20 protein-coding genes and 2 pseudogenes are annotated in these 22234 nt (G+C 40.1%); 14 read left to right on the top strand and 8 right to left on the bottom strand.

All coding sequences use genetic code 11. The features are described 5' to 3' along the window. Positions 1-6: 6 nt before the first annotated feature. Positions 7-540, bottom strand: coding sequence for a hypothetical protein (locus IPK31_02065; GenBank protein ID MBK8086840.1), 534 nt, complete (start codon positions 538-540; stop codon positions 7-9). A gap of 96 nt (positions 541-636) precedes the next feature. On the opposite strand from IPK31_02065, the pseudogene IPK31_02060 reads away from it, so the two are divergent. Then, a pseudogene (locus IPK31_02060) lies at positions 637-3186 on the top strand (DNA translocase FtsK). 102 nt (positions 3187-3288) lie between these two features. Next, positions 3289-3954: an outer membrane lipoprotein carrier protein LolA gene (locus IPK31_02055; GenBank protein ID MBK8086839.1), complete on the top strand. Its 666-nt coding sequence runs from the start codon at positions 3289-3291 to the stop codon at positions 3952-3954. A gap of 77 nt (positions 3955-4031) precedes the next feature. Here IPK31_02055 and IPK31_02050 read toward each other — a convergent pair whose 3' ends face one another. Then, positions 4032-5288 carry an aminotransferase class I/II-fold pyridoxal phosphate-dependent enzyme gene (locus IPK31_02050; GenBank protein MBK8086838.1) on the bottom strand — a complete coding sequence of 419 codons (1257 nt, stop codon included), beginning with the start codon at positions 5286-5288 and terminating at the stop codon, positions 4032-4034. Positions 5289-5435: 147 nt separating this feature from the next. Here IPK31_02050 and IPK31_02045 point away from each other — a divergent pair, with 147 nt between their 5' ends. The 5 genes and pseudogenes from IPK31_02045 (at position 5436) to IPK31_02025 (ending at position 11865) form a co-directional block, all read left to right on the top strand. Further along, the gene (locus tag IPK31_02045) at positions 5436-7082 is read left to right on the top strand and encodes an alkaline phosphatase family protein (protein MBK8086837.1); all 1647 of its coding nucleotides are present in this window, start codon (positions 5436-5438) and stop codon (positions 7080-7082) included. Positions 7083-7207: 125 nt separating this feature from the next. Further along, positions 7208-9613, top strand: a pseudogene (gene lon, locus IPK31_02040) (endopeptidase La). Between the two features lie 227 nt (positions 9614-9840). Further along, positions 9841-10908: a type IX secretion system protein PorQ gene (gene porQ, locus IPK31_02035; GenBank protein ID MBK8086836.1), complete on the top strand. Its 1068-nt coding sequence runs from the start codon at positions 9841-9843 to the stop codon at positions 10906-10908. 287 nt (positions 10909-11195) lie between these two features. After that, entirely contained in the window at positions 11196-11429 is a 234-nt protein-coding gene (locus IPK31_02030; GenBank protein MBK8086835.1) for a hypothetical protein, read from the top strand. Continuing rightward, entirely contained in the window at positions 11410-11865 is a 456-nt protein-coding gene (locus IPK31_02025; protein MBK8086834.1) for a hypothetical protein, read from the top strand. The genes IPK31_02030 and IPK31_02025 overlap by 20 nt, the downstream gene beginning before the upstream one ends. A gap of 38 nt (positions 11866-11903) precedes the next feature. Here IPK31_02025 and IPK31_02020 read toward each other — a convergent pair whose 3' ends face one another. From IPK31_02020 to nusB, 6 genes are all read right to left on the bottom strand, one after another. After that, entirely contained in the window at positions 11904-12587 is a 684-nt protein-coding gene (locus IPK31_02020; protein MBK8086833.1) for a CPBP family intramembrane metalloprotease, read from the bottom strand. Between the two features lie 42 nt (positions 12588-12629). Beyond that, positions 12630-13217: a dephospho-CoA kinase gene (locus IPK31_02015; protein MBK8086832.1), complete on the bottom strand. Its 588-nt coding sequence runs from the start codon at positions 13215-13217 to the stop codon at positions 12630-12632. A gap of 95 nt (positions 13218-13312) precedes the next feature. Beyond that, entirely contained in the window at positions 13313-13648 is a 336-nt protein-coding gene (gene yajC / locus IPK31_02010; protein MBK8086831.1) for a preprotein translocase subunit YajC, read from the bottom strand. A gap of 10 nt (positions 13649-13658) precedes the next feature. Continuing rightward, positions 13659-13910, bottom strand: a complete 252-nt coding sequence (locus IPK31_02005; GenBank protein MBK8086830.1) for a DUF1573 domain-containing protein — start codon at positions 13908-13910, stop codon at positions 13659-13661. Beyond that, the gene (locus tag IPK31_02000; GenBank protein ID MBK8086829.1) at positions 13910-14116 is read right to left on the bottom strand and encodes a hypothetical protein; all 207 of its coding nucleotides are present in this window, start codon (positions 14114-14116) and stop codon (positions 13910-13912) included. The genes IPK31_02005 and IPK31_02000 overlap by 1 nt, the downstream gene beginning before the upstream one ends. A gap of 60 nt (positions 14117-14176) precedes the next feature. Then, complete coding sequence (gene nusB, locus IPK31_01995; protein ID MBK8086828.1) at positions 14177-15100, bottom strand: transcription antitermination factor NusB; 924 nt, start codon at positions 15098-15100, stop codon at positions 14177-14179. Positions 15101-15258: 158 nt separating this feature from the next. Between nusB and IPK31_01990 the strand changes: the two genes are divergently transcribed. From IPK31_01990 to groL, 7 genes are all read left to right on the top strand, one after another. After that, positions 15259-16371 (top strand): hypothetical protein, encoded by a 1113-nt coding sequence (locus IPK31_01990; protein ID MBK8086827.1) that lies wholly within the window; start codon positions 15259-15261, stop codon positions 16369-16371. 187 nt (positions 16372-16558) lie between these two features. Beyond that, on the top strand, positions 16559-16978 hold the full coding sequence (locus tag IPK31_01985) for a hypothetical protein (GenBank protein ID MBK8086826.1): 420 nt from the start codon (positions 16559-16561) through the stop codon (positions 16976-16978). A gap of 7 nt (positions 16979-16985) precedes the next feature. After that, positions 16986-19193: a hypothetical protein gene (locus IPK31_01980; protein MBK8086825.1), complete on the top strand. Its 2208-nt coding sequence runs from the start codon at positions 16986-16988 to the stop codon at positions 19191-19193. Then, on the top strand, positions 19186-19326 hold the full coding sequence (locus IPK31_01975; GenBank protein ID MBK8086824.1) for a T9SS type A sorting domain-containing protein: 141 nt from the start codon (positions 19186-19188) through the stop codon (positions 19324-19326). Before IPK31_01980 ends, IPK31_01975 begins: the two co-directional genes overlap by 8 nt. 75 nt (positions 19327-19401) lie before the next feature. Then, on the top strand, positions 19402-19815 hold the full coding sequence (locus IPK31_01970) for a hypothetical protein (protein ID MBK8086823.1): 414 nt from the start codon (positions 19402-19404) through the stop codon (positions 19813-19815). 315 nt (positions 19816-20130) lie between these two features. After that, on the top strand, positions 20131-20412 hold the full coding sequence (locus IPK31_01965) for a co-chaperone GroES (protein ID MBK8086822.1): 282 nt from the start codon (positions 20131-20133) through the stop codon (positions 20410-20412). Between the two features lie 126 nt (positions 20413-20538). Then, entirely contained in the window at positions 20539-22176 is a 1638-nt protein-coding gene (gene groL / locus IPK31_01960) for a chaperonin GroEL (GenBank protein MBK8086821.1), read from the top strand. Positions 22177-22234 lie beyond the last annotated feature (58 nt).

Here is a 22234-nt window from a genome sequence, read left to right as displayed (position 1 = left end):
TGATAATCAAAAAAAGGCAGGGTTCAGCAGGTAAGCATTCAGGGTTGCAATATTTGTACGGGCATAACTGCATTGTACAAGAATAGTCATTTGTTTACCGGGTTGTATGGAAAACAGCCGGTAAGCTTTTTCTTTTATATCAGCCGAAATCTGTGCGGGTATTTTGACCCATTGATGGGTGATTGAATCTGTTGTGTAAATCGTTGTTTCCTTAGAATAAATCCCCGGGGTTACGTAAAACGATCTCGCCGTTTGTTCATCGTTTTCAATCCTGAATAACATATAAATTTTCGAATCAATCATCAATGCTTTTGGAATAGTCTTCCTGGGCAGTTTATCCAGCTTCCGGAACATCGAAAAGTGGATATTTTGGAAAGAAGCAGTATTGCTGGTATCAATATATACCGTCAGGCTGTCGGGCAGAAAGCGAACATTTACTACTTTAGATGTTCTGATCAGCGGGGAAATGGTATCCTCTTGGGCCTTCGCCTGGAAAAGCAAGACCAAAAGGCAGCAGGTAAGCAGGTATGTTTTTTTCATGAAGCGTCAGTTCGGCAATTAAGATAAAACTTTTTGGCATTTTAAGCCAGTCTTTTCTCTGTGGTTGGGATGGCAGCATTCTTTATCTTTGTTTTTATGGCCGGTAACCGCATGAAAGAAAAGAAGAAAAAAGAAAATCCTGGACAGTTAAAGCAGGAAAAGGAGGAACAGGTTTCTGTAAAAGAACTGGTGAAGGATGAGCGTACGCATAAAATTGCAGGCATCATTTTTCTCATCATTTCGCTTGTTTTATTTATTTCATTTACCTCCTATTTATTTACCTGGAAGGAAGACCAGGATAAATTCATCCGTTATTCTTCAGGTGTTTTGTTTAATGAAGAAATGAAGGTGGAGAATTTGCTTGGGCGTTTAGGTGCCTGGCTGTCGCACCTGTTTTTCTATAAAGGGTTTGGGGTTGCTTCCTATCTTGTATGTACCTTCTTTTTTATCATTGGCGCTAATTTCCTGTTCGGCAAGAAACTGTTTTCACTAGCACGAAACATAAAATATGTGCTGGTTGGTTTAATTGTACTGCCGGTATTCTTTTCGTTTTTTCTGCATGCACAGCAATTTCCATGGGGTGGGGCATTTGGTAAATATGCATCCGACTGGCTGACCGGTTTTGCCGGTACAGCAGGAACAGGAATTGTTTTATCAGTAGCAGCTATTTCTTATTTCATTTGGAGATTTAACCCGGTATTTAAACTGCCGGCTAAAAAGATAAAAGAAATTCCTGCAAACGATCTTCTTCCGGAAGAAAATGACGGACCTGTTGTGTTTGATCTTACTGATGCAAAAGAAACTGCCGCAGAAAAAAAAGCAAATCAATTGAAAAAGGAAACGGCCTTTATGCCAGTTCCTAAAGAAGAAGAACTTAAAAATCCGTTGAATGATTTTTCCGTCACAGAAAGAGAGGAACAAACAATCAACGATCAGTTTTCTTTTGATGAACCGGTACTGCCGATGGAAATTAACCAGGAGCCTGTGATTGATTTTACCATTCCTCCTCCGGTAAAATCAAAGAGGCAGGAAGCAGATGATGAAGCAGCTAATAATCTTGCGCTGGAAATTAAAAATGCAGCAGAAACGGAAGAGTTGGATGAAGAAGTAATAAAAGATAAAAAGGCTGTTGAAAATCTGCCGCCTTATGATCCTTTTCTTGATCTGAAAGATTATAAATTTCCTTCACTCAATTTACTGGAGAATCATGGCAGTGAAAAAATTATCCAGGACCCGCATGAACTGGAGAATTACAAAAACCAGATCATTAATACACTCCGTAATTACGACATTGAAATTCAGAAAATATTTGCAACAGTTGGTCCAACTGTAACACTGTATGAAATTGTACCTGCAGCCGGGGTACGTATTTCAAGAATTAAAAACCTGGAAGATGATATTGCATTAAGTCTTGCTGCATTGGGCATCCGTATCATTGCGCCAATTCCGGATAAAGGAACTATTGGTATTGAAGTGCCGAATATAAAGAAGACAGTGGTCAGTATGAAATCACTGTTATCATCAGAAAAATTTCAGCACAATAATTTTGGATTGCCGATAGCCATTGGCAAAAAAATTGACAATGAAAATTTCATTGTTGATTTAACAACCATGCCTCACCTGTTAATGGCAGGTGCAACAGGGCAGGGTAAATAAGTTGGGTTAAATGCCATTCTTGTTTCATTGCTGTATAAAAAGCATCCTTCACAATTAAAGCTGGTACTGGTTGATCCAAAGAAAGTGGAGCTGAGTTTATACCGTCATATTGAAAATCATTTCCTGGCAAAACTTCCGGGGGAAGAAGATGCAATTATAACAGATACCAAAAAAGTAATCAATACGCTGAATGCATTATGTATTGAAATGGATAACCGGTATGATTTGCTGAAAGAAGCAGGTTGCCGAAACCTGCGGGAGTACAATGAAAAATTTGTTGCACGCAAACTTAATCCGCAGAAAGGCCATCAGTATTTACCATTCATTGTATTGGTAATTGATGAGTTTGCTGATTTGATCATGACGGCAGGTAAGGAAATTGAAATGCCGATTGCACGACTTGCACAGCTGGCACGTGCTGTTGGTATTCATTTGATCATTGCAACACAACGTCCCTCTGTTAATATTATTACCGGTACAATTAAGGCTAACTTCCCTGCAAGAATTGCATTTAAAGTATCGTCAAAGATTGACAGTCGTACCATTCTTGATATTGGCGGTGCAGAGCAGTTGATTGGTAAAGGTGATATGCTGATCAGCTATAATGGCGAACTCACCCGTTTACAGTGTGCGTTTGTTGATACACCTGAAGTAGATGAGATTGTATCATTCATCAGTAAACAAAGAGGATACCCGCAGGCATTTTTACTGCCGGAGTATGTTGATGAAAAGGAACTGGAAGGAAAGGATTTTGATTTAAGCGACAGGGATCAGTTGTTTGAAGATGCTGCAAGATTGATTGTACAGAACCAGGTTGGGTCAACATCACTTCTGCAAAGAAGAATGAAGCTGGGCTATAACCGTGCAGGCAGGTTAATGGATCAGCTGGAAGCTGCAGGAATTGTTGGGGGAAGCCAGGGTAGTAAGGCAAGGGATGTGCTGATTAAAACCGAGGCCGAACTTAACCAGCACCTTGAGATGTTAGGGTAAGCTGTTAAAGTTGCTGCTGCAAAAAACATTGAATCATTTAAAACAGGGGGCTTCTGCTTATCTTTGCGGCCTCAATTTTAATACACATTGAAAACCGACAGAATGAAGAAATTTGTTTCACTTGCCGTAGTAATGATCCTTGCTGTAATGAGTTTCGCTCAGCCAAAAAACATGGGACAGAGCGATCCTGAGGCAAAAAAAATTCTTGATGCCGTAAGTGCAAAATTTAAAACCTTTAAAGCAGTACAGGCTTTGTTCTCATTTAAAAATGAAGATGGAAAGGGAAAAGTGCTGGGAATTAAAAAAGGCTCTTTGTTTATGAAAGGCAACAAGTACCGTGTTTCCATTACTGGAGGACAGGATATTTATTGTGATGGTACAACCATCTGGACCTACGATAAAACTGCAAACGAAGTAACTATTTCAAAATACGATCCTTCACAAAGCAGCATTACTCCGCAGAAATTATTTTCTAATTTTTACGACAAGGACTACCTGTATAAGTTAAACGGTGATAAGAAAGAAGCCGGTAAAACATTGCAGGAAATTGAATTAACACCTTACGATAAATCAAAGTCATTCTTTAAAGTACTTGTTTGGGTTGATAAAAAAACGCAGGCTATTTTCAGTACAAAAGTGCTGGAGAAAAGCGGAAATAAATACACGTATACCGTTTCTACATTCAACGGTAACGCAACCGTAGCTGATGCACAATTTATTTTTGATAAGAAAAAATATCCCGGTGTTGAGGTGGTTGATTTAAGATAACACAATAAATAATTTATATCAAAGAGAGGCGGTTTCATTGAAACCGCCTCTCTTTTTTATTGCTTACTGTTAAAGTATTATGCTTTTGCCATATCAGGAATTACTTCTGATTTATACGCACCTGCATCAAGCTTTGCTTTTGTTTCTGTGAATGCTTGCAGGGTTTCTTCAATGTCTGCATCTGTATGTGCAGCTGAAGGAATCAAGCGGTAAATGATATGTCCTTTTGGAATAACAGGATACACAACAATGGAAGCGAAGATGTGATAGTTCTCTCTCAAATCCATCACCATTGCAGTTGCTTCTTCAACACCGCCGGTCATATAAACAGGAGTTACCGGACTGTCTGTATTACCAATATCAAATCCTCTTTCTTTTAATCCTGTTTGCAGTTTAATTGCATTGCTCCATAATTTCTCTTTCAGCTCAGGCATTGTTTTCAGCATTTCCAAACGTCGTAAGTTGCCCAGTACAATTGGCATGGGTAAGCTCTTGGCAAATATCTGTGAGCGGATATTATAACGGATATAATCAATGATCACTTTTGGCCCGGCCATGAAAGCACCGATAGAAGCCATTGATTTGGCAAATGTGCTGAAGTAAAGATCAATAGTATCCTGGCAACCCTGCTCTTCGCCTGCACCTGCACCTGTTTTACCCAATGTTCCAAAACCATGTGCATCATCAACCATTAAACGAAAATCATATTGTTTTTTCAAAGCACCGATTTCTTTCAGCTTTCCCTGATCGCCTGCCATTCCAAACACACCTTCAGTAATCACTAAAATTCCACCTGATCCCTGTTTTTCAAGTAACGCAGTTGCTCTCTGCAATTGTTTCTCACAGTCAGCGACATCATTGTGTTTGTACACATAACGGTGGCCGGGATGTAAGCGTAAACCATCAATGATACATGCATGACTTTCTGCATCATACACAATTACATCATGGCGGCCACAAATAGCATCAATGGCACTCATGATACCCTGATAACCGAAATTCATCAGGATAGCATCTTCTTTATGTTCAAATTCAGCCAGTTCTTTTTCTAATTGTTCATGATAGTTGGAGTTGCCACTCATCATGCGTGCTCCCATCGGGTAGGCAAGTCCCCATTCTTTAGCTGCTTCAGCGTCAATCTTACGAACTTCGGGGTGGTTGGCAAGACCGAGATAGTTGTTCAAACTCCACACAATCTTTTCCTTACCACGAAACATCATGCGGCTGCCAATTTCACCTTCCAGTTTAGGGAAAGCAAAATATCCATGCGCTCTTTCTCTGTGCTGGCCAATGGGGCCTGAATTTTTCATCAGCTTCTCAAAAATGTCTGCCATATTATGATATTGTTATGGGTTAAAAATTGCGGCAAAGGTAAGGTTTTGGGCGGTACCATTAAATGATAGAAACTGTTAAGTTCCGCACATAAAAAAGACCATTCTGCACACAGTTCAACCTATATCTTTGCCCTCTAAACCAATTGTATGCGACTTTTTTTTTCAGTGATTCTTTTCCTGCTTGGATTTCAACCGTACGCTCAGAAAACTGCTGTTAAACAATCAGGTGCTTCAGTACCAAGACCAAAGCTTGTTGTAGGTATTATGGTCGACCAAATGCGCTGGGACTTTTTATACAGATATTACAATCGTTATTCTCCTGCCGGCGGTTTTAAACGGATGCTGAACCAGGGTTTTAGCTGTGAAAATACATTCATCCCATACACTCCAACAATAACTGCATGCGGTCATACAAGTGTATATACCGGATCAGTGCCGGCCATTCATGGAATAACCGGGAATGGATGGTGGGATTATGAAAAAAACAGAAACGTTTATTGCAGTGAAGATAAAACGGTAAAAACAGTTGGCAGTACTTCAACTGCGGGCGAAATGAGTCCGAGAAATAACCAGGCTACAACCATCTGCGATGAATTGAAACTGGCAACGAACTTTCGCAGCAAAGTCATTGGTATTGCAATAAAGGATCGTGGAGGAATTTTACCTGCAGGACATAGTGCAAATGCTGCTTATTGGTATGATGGAAGCAAGGGTAACTGGATTACCTCAACGTACTATATGAATGAACTGCCACAGTGGGTGAAAAATTTTAATGATAAAAAAGTGGTTGATGAATTTTATCAGAATGGATGGAATACCATGTACCCAATTGCAACCTATGTACAAAGTACCAAGGATGAAAATGAATATGAAGCAAAACCATTTGGAGCCGATCAAAAAGGATTTCCTTATGATCTGAAACGCTTTGCAGGAAAGAATTACGGAAGTATTTCGTCAACTCCTTTTGGCAATACCATGACGATGATGATGGCGAAGGATGCCATCAGTAACGAAAACATGGGGAAGGATTCTATTACCGATTTCCTGACTGTAAGTTTTTCAAGCCCTGATTATGTTGGTCATTCATTTGGTCCGAATTCTATTGAAGCAGAAGACACTTACCTGCGACTGGATAAAGACCTTGGTGAGTTGTTTGATTACTTAGATAAGATGGTTGGAAAAGGTCAGTACCTGACTTTCTTAACTGCAGATCATGGTGTGGCACATGTGCCCGGTTTTATGACAGAAAACAAATTGCCCGGTGGTGCAGTAGATGATAATAAAATGGTGGAAGACCTGAATAAACAGCTGAAAGAAAAATATGGCAAAGGCAGTATCGTGTTAGGTGCTTTCAACTACCAGATCAGCTTAAATCATACAATGATTGATACAGCAAAACTTGACCGCAGTGCAATTGTTGAAGATATCATTGCTTTTGTAAAAAATATTAAAGGTGTTGACAGGGTTTTTGAAATCAATAAGTTAATGGATCAACCCATGAATGCAGATGTAAAAAACAGGCTGGCCAACGGATGGCACCCTAAGCGCAGTGGTGATATACAGATCGTTTTTGCACCGGGCTGGATTGATGGCGGTAAAACTGGTACAACTCACGGGCTTTGGAATCCATATGACAGCCATATTCCATTAGTTTGGTATGGCTGGGGAATTAAACAGGGCAAGAGCAACCAGGAAGTGTATATGACCGATATTGCCGCAACCCTTGCTGCATTACTGCATATACAGATGCCAAGTGGCAGTATCGGCAAACCGATCCTTGCTGTTGTTCAATAAGTATTCAACTGTCTGAAGATTTAGCAGTCGGTTCCCAACTGGCACTAATCTTGGCAGTTCTATAAAGCATTGCAGAAAGCCCCTTAACAAGGGGCTTATCTGTCATTTTGACTAAAGAGAAAATTATGAACGAAAAGAATTTATTCCTGAGACCAACTGAAGAGGACGTTGATTTTTTGCCCATCATCCCATTGAATGAAGCAGAGAGTGATAATGACGAGGAAATGGAAATCCCGGCTGAATTGCCCATCCTTCCTTTGCGCAATACGGTTCTTTTTCCGGGAGTAGTGTTGCCAATTACTGTAGGAAGAGATAAAAGCATTCAGGCTGTCAATGAAGCATACAAATCAAATAAATTGGTTGGTGTAGTTGCACAGAAGGACAGTAACGTAGAAGATCCGTCTGTGAACGACCTGGAAGATATCGGCACTATTGCAAAAGTGGTAAAGCTGATTAAAATGCCCGATGGCGGAACAACTGTTATCATCCAGGGAAAGAAACGCTTTAAGATCACATCCATCACATCTGAAGACCCTTTTTTTAAAGCAGCAATAGAAGTGCTGAAAGAAGAGCCAACACCCGAAGATGAACACTTTAAAGCATTGGCTGGTTCCATTAAAGATATGGCGGCACAGATCATTCAGCTGTCGCCGAATATTCCCAGTGAAGCATCGATCATCTTAAAAAATATTGAGAACCCTGCTTTCCTGATTCACTTTGTAAGCAATAATCTCAATGGTGAAATTGCAGAAAAGCAATTGTTGCTGGAGACACAAAATATCAAGCAAAGAGCAGAACTGCTACTAACACTTTTGCAAAAAGAGTTGCAGTACACTGAACTGAAGAATAAAGTAACCAACAAAACAAGAACGGAATTAGATAAGCAGCAGAAGGAATATTTTCTTCAGCAGCAAATGAAAAGTATCAAAGAGGAATTGGGTGGCGACAGCAATGATCTTGAGATACAGGAAATGAAAAAGAAAGGGGATACAAAGAAATGGCCAGATACTGCAAAAGAAATGTTCAAGAAAGGAATTGAAAAGCTGGATCGTATGCATCCTTCAACTCCTGATTATTCTGTGGTATATAATCATCTTGATTTAATGCTTGACTTACCATGGAATGAATATACTGTTGATCAATACGATTTAAAGAAAGCAAAAAAGTATTGGATCATGATCATTATGGTATTCAGAAAGTAAAAGAGCGTATTCTTGAATACTTAGCTGTATTGAAACTGAAAGGCGACATGAAGAGTCCTGATTCTTTGTTTGCTCGGCCCTCCCGGTATTGGGAAAACATCATTGGGAAAAAGTATTGCATCTGCATTGGGCAGAAAATATGTTCGTCTCAGTTTGGGTGGATTGCATGATGAAAGCGAAATAAGAGGTCATCGTAAAACATATATCGGTGCAATGCCCGGAAGAATTTTACAATCGATCAGGAAAGTGAAAACATCCAATCCTGTAATGATCCTTGATGAAATAGATAAACTGGGAAATGATTTTCGTGGCGATCCTTCCAGTGCATTATTAGAATTGCTGGATCCTGAACAGAATCATACTTTCTATGATAACTATTTAGAGATGGAATATGATCTCAGTAAAGTGTTATTCATTGCAACGGCAAACAGTATGGCAACGATTCAGCCTGCCTTAAGAGATCGTCTGGAAATTATTGACCTCAGCGGCTATGCTGTGGAAGAAAAAATTGAGATCGCTAAAAACTATCTTGTCCCAAAGCAAAAGGAAGCACACGGTTTATTGAAGATGCCGTTTAAGATCAGCGATACTGTATTACGTAAAGTAATTGAAGAATACACAAGAGAGAGCGGTGTAAGAGAACTCGACCGGCAACTGGCGTCATTGATGCGTTCGCAGGCAAAGGAATTTGCAATGAAAGGAAAGCTGAAGCCAACATTAACCGCAAATGATATTGAACGGATTTTAGGAAAATCACGCTACAGCAATGAACTCTACAAAACGGCAAACATGCCGGGCGTATCAGTTGGGCTGGCATGGACTTCCGTTGGTGGCGATATTTTGTTTATTGAAACAAGCTTAACCGAAGGCAAAGGCGAATTGCGTTTAACGGGCAACCTCGGCAATGTGATGAAGGAAAGTGCAACAACTGCATTAAGCTATTTGCAGGCGAATGCAAAAAAATTTGATATTAATCCTGAAGATTTTCAAAAGAAAAATATTCACCTGCATGTACCGGAAGGTGCTGTGCCAAAGGATGGCCCAAGTGCAGGCATTACCATGATGGCTTCCATTGCCAGTGCATTTACAGGCAGAAGAGTAAAGCCATTCTTAGCTATGACGGGGGAGATTACACTGCGTGGACAGGTATTACCTGTTGGTGGAATCAAAGAAAAAATTCTGGCCGCTAAGCGAGCAGGTATTAAAGAAGTGATCATGTGCTGGCAGAATGAAAAAGATGTGCAGGAAATCAATTCAAGCTATATCAAAGGCATGAAGTTTCATTACATAAAAACCATGCAGCAGGTGTTCGACCTGGCTCTTGTATGAACGGTAACAACTTATAAAGGATTACGACCGTTCGTAACAAGTTTGTGTTTGTGAGTGAACTACGAAAACATTTCCCTGTTAATATTGCAACAAACAGGAAATTTTATTTCATGTTGGTTGTTTTAAGGGTTAAAGAGTTTCCCCCATTTTCATGGGGAATTTTTTTTAGAACCATTTAAAGAAAGGCTGCTGCCTGTTTTTATTTAAATTACAGCCAGTCATTCACCCTGTATGGTTCGATTGTTTTTTTACTGAGCACTATCTTATTTTCAGCAAGCCTGTTTTCACAAACACTGGGCGGGAAAACTGCTTATAATTTTTTACGTTTCCCTGCATCACCACAATTGTCGGCATTGGGAGGTATCAATCTCAGTAATCAATCGAATGACCTCTCATTAGCTTTTCAAAACCCTGCCCAGCTCGATTCAACTATGCATACGCAAATGGTGGCTAATTTCAATTCATTATATGCAGGAGTGAAGAATGTACACTGGATGCTTGCTTACCGTCACCCCAAACTGCAAACCAATTTTGCCGCAGCCATTTTGTTTTTTGATTATGGCACTACGCAGCAAACAGATGCTGCCGGAAATATTCTGGGCAGTTATAAACCAAGTGATTTTGTTGTTCAGCTTTCTGCAAGCCGTGAATACATGAACAGGTGGAAGTATGGATTAACGATAAAGTATCTGGCCAGTAACTATGGCATCTACCGTTCAAGTGCCATTGCTGCTGATGTGGGTATATTGTACAGGGATTCTGCAAACCTGCTACAGGCAAGTGTGGTAGCAGTGAATATGGGGGGACAGCTGAAACGTTATAATCCTGCTGAACCGGAAGAGCTGCCCTTTGATCTGCAGGTAGGGATCTCCAAACGATTGGCGAAAGCACCCATTCAGTTTTCAGCAACAGCACATCATTTGCATCGCTTCAATATTTTTTACAACGATACATTGTTCAATAATGATAATGGGATAAGTAATGCAAACAATAAAAAGTTTACGTTTAATAAACTGTTTCAGCATTTTGTTTTCTCCACACAGATCCTGATTGGTCAGCGGGTGGAAGTAACTGCAGCTTATAATATTCTGCGTGGAAAAGAATTGAAGATCTACAATTCAGCCAATGGATTAACTGGTTTTTCATTGGGAATTGGAATGATTCTTCCCAAACTTCAGTTACGTTACGCAAGAACTCATTTGCAGAATAATATTGCTTACAACCAGCTTGGCCTAAACATTCCGCTTAATAAATACTTTGGCTTGGGTGATTGGGGAGAGAAGATAGGGTGGTGATGATATGTTGGATGTTAGATGTTAGATGTACGAAGTACGCCTGCCCGACGAAGCTTTAGCGTAGTTGGGATGTAAGAAGTGTACTTAACGTGATAATTAACTTCAAAGTCAGGCTTACACATCTTAGTTTCGTACAGCGCAACGTCCCGAGGCGGAGACCTGCTAAGAAAAAACGACAAACAAGCCAGTCCAACGGAAACTAAGTATAACAGTAGGCAATCATGTATTTACGGTCAACCCTTATCAGGTAGTGAAATCGAATTTATCATATTAATAACCCTATGTGTATGAGACAGATGATATTATTCTTGAAGTTTATCGCAGTATTAAATTTTTGTAATGCACAATCCGATACAGTTTTTAATCAGAAAGATATAAATGGATTACGTAAGGGATATTGGAAAATATTAATGACTGACATTAAAGGCAAAACTTATTTCTATGCTGTAGAGATTTATAAAGATGATAAAAAAGATGGGGTATGTATTTACTTTTATCCAAATGGAAAAAAAGCAGAGTGAAATAAGTTATAAAAACGACACATTGAATGGGCTTTCTAAGTTTTATAGACCTTATGGTGTGATGCAATATGAAGAAAGTTTTGTTAATGGGCAATCAAATGGGTTTAAGCGTTACTATAATGCAAGTGGTGAACTTACCGAAGAACAAGAATATACAAATGGCCTTGCTACAGGTGTTTATAATTTGTATTCAAAGAAGCGGAATATAATTGTAACCAGCTATAACATCAAGGGTATTGAAAACGGAGTACGTAAGGTTTATTCTGATAACAGTCGAAGAGAATTGTTAAAAGAGTTTGATTTTACAAATGGCATTAAAGTGGGGGCAAGATATTATAAGAATGGTAAGCTTATTAAAGAGGATAAGTTTGACTATGAAGAACAAATGAAAAAAGAAAGGGAGCTTCAAATCAAAGGCAACGCAATAGATGGATGATTCTTCTTTCCCGGAAGGCCTAACTACAAACTATAAACTCAACCTTCCGCATCCCTTTTAATCTTCTCACCAAATAACAACTCAACAAGAATATTATAAATAAAATGAGCAATCATCGGTAATAACAATCCTCCGCTGATCCAGTACAGAAACTGAAACCCAATTGCAAAGGGGATGATTTGTATAATTGCTTTTTCACCCTGTGTTCCATGACCAAATGCAAATACAATGGCACTTAAGATAGCTGCCGGTGCCCAAACATAAGCTGTATAAGGAATAACCATGGTTGAGATCATATTGAACAGTACACCACGGTAAATATATTCTTCACAAAATGCAGCAACCACACAGGCAAGTATCCAGATCAACCGTTCAACTCCTGTATCAGGAAGAATATGATGCAACGTGCTTTCATCTTTTTCTGTTGAGAATTTCTGTGAGAGCCAGGCAAGCCCCAATGCAAGAACAACTAAACCAACAGATGCGCCAATTGATGTTGCAGTAAACTTACTTGTTAAGGAAATTGTCAGTTTTTCACTACGTCCGGCAAAGAAAGCAAGCACACAAAGAACAATCTGCATGCCCATGGATTGCAGGTACACAGGAATTTTGGCCAGCTGAGCGCCTTCCAGTTCTGCTTCCATCTTTTTAATGTTCTTATAACTGAGAGCAGTTAAAAAAGGAAGTCCCGCCGCAATGATGATCATGAATAATAAACTCATACGAAATAGTATTCCAGGGTGCTCGGTGCAACTTTGCTAAAGCTACGCAGTACGCTTTAATAATTCTTCATGAAGTTGCAGTACCTGCGGCAGAATCATCTGCTGTTCATCGTTATGAATGATAAAATCGCACAAACAGATCTTGATTGTTTCATCAATCTGGTTCAGCATTCTTTTTTTTACTTCATCAGCTGTTACTCCATCACGGTCCATAACACGTTTAATACGGATGGCAGCGGGTGCTGTAACTCCAATCACATAATCCAAACCTTCTGCTGCACCGCTTTCAAATAACAGTGCTGCTTCTTTTAATACATAGGGTGATTGCTGCTGATGAAACCATTGTTCAGCATCTGCAATAGTTACAGGATGCACAAGACTGTTCAGCAATTCCAGTTTTTCTTTATCAGCAAATACAATAGAAGAGAGATGCTTCCGGTTTAGTTTTCCATCAACATACGTGTCTTTTCCAAAATGAAAAATGAGCTGTTGTTTTAACGGCTCATTTTTATGCATGATTTCTTTTGCAGCTTCGTCGGCATAATAAACAGGAATTCCCAGCACCTCAAATACTTTTGCAACAGTTGTTTTACCGCTGCCGATTCCGCCGGTTATTCCGATTTTTAACATAGACGTTTTTTAAGCCGATAGCCGATAGTCTTTAGTAGTTAGTATACACTTTCTAATGACTATCGGCTAACTTCTACCGGCTAACGACTGCTTGATTATTTCTTTACTTCGCCAGCAGGCTTGTTCAACTGTGTTGTCCAGTCCATGCTGATAGAGCTGCGTTCAATTTTGATATAACTGCCGGGGTTGATTTCTAATGATAGTGTGCCATCATCATTTACTTTATTAACCACACCATGTATGCCGGCAATGGTTACCACTTTATCACCTTTCTGCAGGTTTTCAATAAATAATTTTTGCGTTTTTGCTTTTTTTGCCTGGGGGCGAATCATGAACAACCAGAATACGAGGATCATTAATCCAAGAAATAATAACTGGATGCTTCCACCACCTGACTGAGAACCGCCTGCTAACAGAATAAAGACTTGCATATTTGTTTTTTTATTTTTTAGGAAGTACTTCACCTTCAAACAAAAGATTGGTTACATTCTCTTTTGTATTGCAGGTAACGTTTAAATATTTGGATGCTTTGCCAACTCGTCCGGCACTGTTAAATTCTGCAGTGATTTTCCCTTCCTGTCCGGGAGCAATCGGCTCATCGGGTTTAGAAGGAACAGTACAGCCGCAACTTGCCTGCACATTAGCAATTACCAATGGTTTAGTGCCGGTATTTTTAAAATGGAAAGTGATCATTACTTTTCACCATCGGTTATTTTTCCAAAATCCTGAACAGAATCAAGCCACTGAACGGTTGTCCAGTTCGTTGAATCATTTACAATTGCCTGGTCAGCTGCTGCCGCCTGTTCTGGTGAAACCGCCGGGGCTTTTGGATTTTTGTCAACATTCTGACAGGCAGCCAGTGTTAACAAGACTAAGGATAAAATAAATAATTGTTTCATATTAGGACTATTTATTGCCTGCAAATGTAAAGGAAAGCTTTCACAGCAGTTTTGATGTGCCTATTTTTTAAAAGATACCTTATGCAGTTTATTCTCTGCAACAAGGTCTTTATGAATGCTGTCAAGGATTCCGTTCACAAAATGACCGCTCTGCGGTGTACTGTAATCTTTGGCCAGGTCAATGTATTCATTGATGGTTACTTTGGGCGGAATAGTTTCAAAAAACAGGAATTCACAAATGCCCATCCGCATCAGAATCATATCCAGTACAGCGGTGCGTTCAGGATCCCAGTTTTGCAGTTTGCTTTTAATATATTCATTGCAGATATCTGCTTTTTCAATTACACTTACCAGCAGGTCTTTAGCAAACTTCAGTTTATCGGCACTAACGAAATGCTGAAAATCGTTACTCTGAGGTTTTTGCAGGAAGTTCAGCATTAACAGGTTCATCATTTCACCATCATCATCCCAATGCAGGAAATGTTCTTCAAGTAATGAAACAAAATCATCATTGGGCAGCATCAGGTCGGTGAAAATAAATTCCAGGATTTCTTTTTCTTCTTTCTTTTCACGAAGGGGTTTGGCAATATATTCTTTGTAGAAATCAGTTGCGGCCAGTTCCTGGTATAATTTCTTTACCCATTCTTCCTGGTCCAGTAACTCTGTTTTTAATTCTTTCAGTACGGCTTTATACGAAACATGTTCCAGTATCTGCCACAATAACTGGTTGCCTGCGAGTTTTGTATTTACTTCCAGATCCTGCTGTGTGGGTAAATGCTTCGATGACCTGTGGAGGGAATCTCTTTCAGCATAGCGGGCCACTTCTGTAATAATATGAATCAGGAAAACAAACATCTGCCGGCTCTGATCCACATGCTTGTCCAGTGTGCGAACGGCCTCCTGTATTGTAATATCACCTTCTCTTGTTGAACAGGTGTACAATGTCTGCATCACCTTTACCCGTATATTTCTTCTGCTGATCATTTTCTGAAAGAACTTTTTTGCGAGCGGCAAAGATAAGAATTCCAGTGCCTTCAAATCGTAAGATTTATATTTTATTCGTGTCTGTGAAAATAACATGACATATTAGTAACCTCTGAAAGCATAATTTGTTAAGTTTGAAGACCATAACAATAACTTTCATGAAACAGCTGATCCTATTTGCAGGTATTTTATTCTACTCTTTTTTATTTTCACAATGTTCATCAGACAGTGACAGCAAAGATAAAACTGCTGATGAAGTGGCAATTGCTGAAAGTGATTTATCGGAAAATGATGAAAAAGAAGATGGTATCAGGGAGTCGATGGAGATGGAGTTTGAAATGACCAGGGATATAAAACTGGGTTACATACCTGCAGACAGATTGGTAATGGCTTATAATAAACTGCTGCAGGATCGCAGAGCAGGAAGGGTTGAAAGGGTATCTGCATTAAGTTGGACCGAGCGTGGATCTAATTCGGATGTGGTTGGTCCTGGTAATGGAAACACAAGAGGGCCAGGAAATAATGCTGTAACCAGTGGCCGAATGAGAGCAATCTTGGTTGATTTGGCTGATGCAACAAATAAAACAGTGTGGGTAGGAAGTGTAAGCGGTGGTTTATGGAAAACAACTGATATAACGGCTGCCTCACCCTCCTGGCAGATTGTGAATGATTTTCTGGGGAACTTAGCCATTGCAAGTATTTGTCAAAATCCCGCCAATACTAACATCATGTATTTCGCCACTGGAGAAAGAAATGGGAATGTGGATGCAGTAAGGGGAGGAGGTGTTTGGAAAAGTACCGACCATGGTGTTACCTGGAATCTGCTGGCCAATACAACGGGGTTTTGGAATGCTTCAAAGATTGTTTGTGATGCCGCAGGTAATGTGTATGTAGGAACAAGTGGAAATAATAACGGTCTTCAGCGTTCTGTTGATGGCGGTGCAACCTGGACGAATATTACACCAGCAACTCCCGCTTCCGGTAATCGGATAACTGAATTACGCATCAGCAGTACTGGCCGTATGCATGTAACCATGCTTGGTGCCGGAGGAACTACTGCTGCACCATCCGGGTATTTTTATACAGATAATCCGTCTACGGTTACTGACGCCTCCTGGACAGCTCCCAATACACCTTTTTTGAATGTTCAATATAACTGTGAACTTGCCGTTGCCGGTAATACCTTGTATGTTTTACCTTCAGATGGAAATGACCGTACACCGCAAATATATAAATCTACAGATGGGGAGCGAACTGGGCTGCAACTGTAACCTCACCACCAGGCGGAGCATCGGAGCCAACGATTAATGCAGGTCAGGGATGGTATGATTTAGCAATAGGTGTAGATCCAGCCAATCCGAATATTGTGATAGCAGGAGGTTTGAATTATTACCGTTCAATAGATGGGGGCTTTCCTGGTCACAATTAACAAGGTGGGTTGGTACAACTTTTAACTATGTGCATGCAGATCATCATACAGTAGTATGGAATGGCACGCAGGTTTTAACAGGAACAGATGGCGGAATTTTTTATTCTTCAGATAACGGCGCAAGTTTTTCCGATCGCAATACCGGTCTTCGTCTGAAACAGTTTTATTCCTGTGCTGTACACCCAACAACCAGCAATTATTTTTTAGCAGGTGCTCAGGATAATGGTACACATCAATTTACAAATCCCGGTCTTGGCAGCAGCATAGAAGTACTTGGTGGTGATGGAGGGTTTGTTCATATTGATCAGGACGAACCTCTATACCAGTTTGGTTCAACAACAAGGGGCCAGTACCGACGAAGTACAAAATGGAGGATCATCCTGGTCTTCGGTCAATTATTCTTCTTCCATTGGACAATTCATAAATCCCACAGATTACGACGATATTAACAACCGGATGTACACAAGTGCATCTGCAGGTACCTATGTTCGTTGGGAAAATCCTCAAACAGGTTCGAATTTTTCATCTGTGTCTATAGCTGCCGGAACTTCGGGTAGTGTTATGAGTATAAAGGTTTCACCTTATACAAGTAACCTTGTTTACTTTGGAGCTTCCAACGGCAGAATCGTAAAAGTTGATAATGCACACACAGCTTCACCAACAGTAACAAATATTACCGGCACAGGTATGCCGGGGAGTACTGTATCAAGTATTAATTTAGGTACCGGTGATAACTTATTAATTGCATCGTATTCTAATTATGGGGCAGCACATGTTTGGATGAGCAGTACAGGAGGAGGTACTGGTGGGTGGACGAATATATCGGGTAATCTGCCCGACATTCCAGTTCGATGGGCGATGTTTTATCCGGAGAACAATGACAAAGCAATCATTGCAACTGATATGGGTATTTATGAAACCGATGATATAAACGGTGCTTCTACAGTTTGGGTTCAGAATTCAACATTTCCTACTGTAAGAACGAATATGTTGCAATACCGTCAAAAAGAAAATACCCTTCTTGCCGCTACTCATGGACGGGGTTTATGGACAACCACTATTGTACCTGCCGCACCCTATATAAGATTTGCTGCAATCAACACTTATTCTATTACAAACACAGAAAATACAGCAGTTTTAAATGGATGCAGAAGTTATAAAGATTATACCGTTAATATGCAAATCGATGCTGCTCCTGCAGGAAATGCTGCAGTAACCGTAAGTATTGCAGGTGGGGGCACAGCAGTACAGGGAGCTGATTTTGATTTTACAACAAACGGAAATTTTACAACTCCTTCAAACGTAATAACCTTCTTAAGTGGATCCACAGCAGAACAGCCAATAACAATACGTGTTTATGATGATGCCGAGATTGAAACTGCGGAGTCATTTACATTTAATTATTCAGTGGGTGGCGGCACAAACGCAATAGCAGCTCCATCCAGCCAATCTTATACGTTTACTATTAGCGACAATGATCTTCCGCCAGTGCCGGAAGGAGTAGCAACGGCAACATTAGGAACGGGTAATTATGGATCTTATGTTCAGCCTTTCAGAGGAACTAATGCAAAAGCAAGGAGCCAGTACATATATACTGCAGATGAACTTTTAGCAAGAGGCTTTATTGCAGGAGACATCTCTGCATTAGGATTTAATGTAACAACCAAAGGAAGTACAATACCTTATACAGGGTTGACAATTTCTCTAAAAAACACCACGTCTTCAACAATCAGTGCAGTCACCGGTTTTGAATCAGGTACAACTTCATGCTATAGCAATACATACTCAACAGTTTCAGGGATAAATACGTTTACTTTCGCAACCCCTTTTTCATGGGATGGAGTAAGTAATCTGTTGGTTGAAATTTGTTATGATAATTCTGATAACACCGGTACAGCAGATGATTTTGTAACGTCTAACAGTACAACAACTCAAAAAGGAGTTTGGGGAAGGGTAAACAGTGGAGTTGCTGGTTGTACAATTTCCAGCGGTTTATTTGATGGAGTAGGTACTCCTGCAACTTATGTACGCCCGGATTTTATTCTTACCGGTTTAATGGGAAATTCAATAGAAACAGGCTTAAATACAAACAAAACATTAAGTGTTGCAGGGGCCGGAGTATATTATTTCCTTACAGCACCAAATAATAAAATCATTAACAGTATTACAGGTTCATCTGCAAATCTTGGTTGTGTAAGTTCCACGATTTCGGAAGCAGGAAACACCTGGCAAAATATCTATGCCGGACAGCGATCACAAAAAGTATTTGATGTGGCTCTGACAACTAATAACGCAGCGACATACACAATTGGGTTGTATTACACCGCCGCAGAGTTGGGAGGAAAAACGCCGGGTGCAATTAAGATCGCCGGCACAACGGCTGCAACAATGGCTGGCGCAAATTCATCTAATACAACAATTGCGGCTACTTCATTTACTCCATTTGGTACAGGTTATTTATATACTGCTTCAGTTACTCGTAGCCGAAACTATTTCCTGATTGAGGATAATGCTACCGGATTGTTTAATCCTGCTACCAGGCCCGATAATTTTGTCCGCCTGCTCCAAAACCCTGTAGGCTTCAGTATACCTTTATTTGTAAATAATGAAAGCAGAGCGAATGTTTCTGGCAACTCTGTTTACCAACACAGGGCAGTTGCTTAAGAAGTGGGATCTTGGAAGAACAGATGGTAATGTGATATTACCTTTCTCAGGTTCATTACTTACGACTGGTACTTACCTGCTTCGCATTGATGCGGGGAATAAAACACAGAGTTTTAAGTTGATCAAACAATAATTAATGAACATAACTCCCGGCTGTTGAAAGCCGGGAGTTATGTTTTCTCTTCACCTCTTTCCGTTAAATAATTTTATGTATCAACAGAAATCATTTTTTGCCCTGCTGACTTTTCTTTTGTTCAGTTCCATGTTCTTTTATTCCTGTGCTCAAACAAAAGGGCTGGTGAAAAACATGCATGCATATTATTCAGAAAAAACGCCCGGAACTGTTCGTGCTGACGAAAATGGGAATCCGCTTCCTGTAAAGATTGATACAGTGATTGTAGTATATGTTGAAACAACCACAAAACTGATTGCATGGGATACAGCATGGAAAGACAACCGTATGTATAGAATAATTCCTCAGTTGATTGATCCGGTTCCATTTGAAGTGGGTTTTGAAAAAGGAGGCAAAGAGAAAATATTTATCACCACTGACACAAATCATTTTTATACCAATTATATCTGCAGCCAATCGGTACAAATCTGCCGCCACCCAGGTCAATAGAGGTGAACCAGATTTTACTTAAAGCACAATACAAAGGGAAAACTTTTCTGAAAGTAACCGGGAGGCTGATTGAAGTAGATTCCTACCCATCTGTCTGATTTGACAAACAGTATTTTTTTCTGTTATTTGAAAGAATCTTCAATAACATGAAAATTTGTCCCGTTTTTTCTGCCAAATTTATTTTCTGCAAACCAGTTTCTGCCTATTTCTGTAATTTTTTCGCATTCTGATTGGGTGGCACTGTATTCGCTTACCTTCGCATGCCCGTAAAGGGTACCTATTTAATAATCATTTCAAACCAAAAAACGTATAATTATGGCTAAGAAGGTAAGTGTTACCCCTCTTCATGACAGGGTAATTGTAAAGCCTGCACCGGCTGAAGAAAAAACAGCAGGTGGAATCATCATCCCGGATACAGCAAAAGAAAAACCACAGCGTGGTACCGTAGTGGCTGCAGGCCCAGGTAAAAAAGACGAACCTGTAACAGTGAAAGTTGGTGATACAGTGCTTTATGGTAAATATGCAGGAACTGAAATTTCCATTGAAGGAGATGACCTCCTCATTATGAGAGAGAGTGACATTTTAGCGATTGTATAAACCGCAAAGCGGAGCAGCGCTTATTTCCTGCCTGTGTAGAATGACAGGGAGCAGGATGTGGCAACTCTGAACTTCAGGCTACAATTCTCAAATATTCAAATTCATTAACTATCAAATTGATCTATTATGGCAAAGCAAATCTTCTTCGACATTGAAGCAAGAAATAAAATGAAAAAAGGCGTTGACATTCTGGCCAACGCTGTTAAAGTAACCCTCGGTCCAAAAGGACGTAATGTGGTTATTGAAAAGAAATTCGGAGCACCACAGGTGACAAAAGATGGTGTAACGGTTGCAAAAGAAATTGAACTCGACGATCCCATTGAGAACATGGGTGCCCAAATGGTGAAAGAAGTAGCCAGCAAAACTGCTGATATTGCAGGTGATGGTACAACTACCGCTACTGTATTAGCTCAATCTATCATTAGCGAAGGCCTGAAAATGGTTGCAGCCGGTGCAAACCCAATGGATCTGAAACGTGGTATCGACAAAGCTGTAAGCTTAGTTGTTGCCAACCTGAAATCTCAATCACAGACTGTTGGTAACGACAGTAAAAAAATTCAGCAGGTTGCTTCAATATCTGCCAACAATGACGAAACAATCGGTAAGCTGATTGCAGAAGCATTTGCAAAAGTTGGTAAAGAAGGTGTAATCACTGTTGAAGAAGCAAAAGGTACTGATACAACAGTTGATGTTGTAGAAGGTATGCAGTTCGATCGTGGATACATTTCTCCGTATTTCGTTACAAACAGCGAAAAAATGGAAGTTGAATTGCAGAACCCTTACATCTTAATTTATGATAAGAAGATTGCTGCAATGAAAGATATTCTTCATATTCTGGAGAAAGTTGCTCAAAGCGGTCGTCCTTTATTGATCATTGCTGAAGATCTTGAAGGTGAAGCACTGGCAACATTGGTAGTAAACAAACTCCGTGGTACATTGAAAGTGGCTGCTGTAAAAGCTCCAGGCTTCGGTGACCGCAGAAAAGAAATGCTTACTGATATCGCTATCCTCACTGCAGGTACTGTTATCAGCGAAGAACAGGGTTTCAAATTAGAGAATGCTGATTTAACTTACTTAGGTCAGGCATCTTCTGTTACCATTGATAAAGACAACACAACTGTTGTTGGTGGTAAAGGAAAGAAAGTTGAAATCACTGCACGTGTAAATCAAATCAAAGCACAGGTTGAAAATACCACTTCTGATTACGACAAGGAAAAATTACAGGAGCGCCTTGCTAAGTTAGCCGGTGGTGTTGCTGTATTGTATATCGGCGCCGCAACAGAAATGGAAATGAAAGAAAAGAAAGATAGAGTTGACGATGCATTACATGCAACAAGAGCAGCGGTTGAAGAAGGCATCGTTCCTGGTGGTGGTGTTGCTTATATCCGTGCAATTGATGCACTGGAAGCAAAAGTTCGTGGACAGATTGAAGACGAACAAACCGGTATGCAGATCGTTCGCCGTGCACTGGAAGAACCAATGCGTACATTAACTGCAAACGCAGGTATCGATGGTTCTATCGTTGTACAGAAGATCAAAGAAGGCAAAGGCGATTTTGGTTTCAATGCCCGTACAGAAGTGTATGAGAACCTGTTTAAAGCAGGTGTAATTGATCCTACTAAAGTTAGCCGTGTAGCTTTGGAAAATGCAGCCTCAATTGCAGGCATGTTGTTAACAACGGAATGTGTAATTGCTGACAAACCAAAGAAAGAAGAAGCACACGCACATGGCGCTCCTGATATGGGCGGTATGGGTGGTTATTAATCACGACAGAAAAAGTACGCTTGCCCAACGACACTTTAGTGTAGTTGGGAAATACGAA

The sequence above is a fragment of the Chitinophagaceae bacterium genome (assembly GCA_016713085.1).
In the GTDB taxonomy this organism is placed as follows: Bacteria; Bacteroidota; Bacteroidia; order Chitinophagales; family Chitinophagaceae; genus Lacibacter.
The sequence above is the reverse complement of the archived record's forward strand: the minus strand, read 5'-3'. Positions and strand labels throughout refer to the sequence as shown.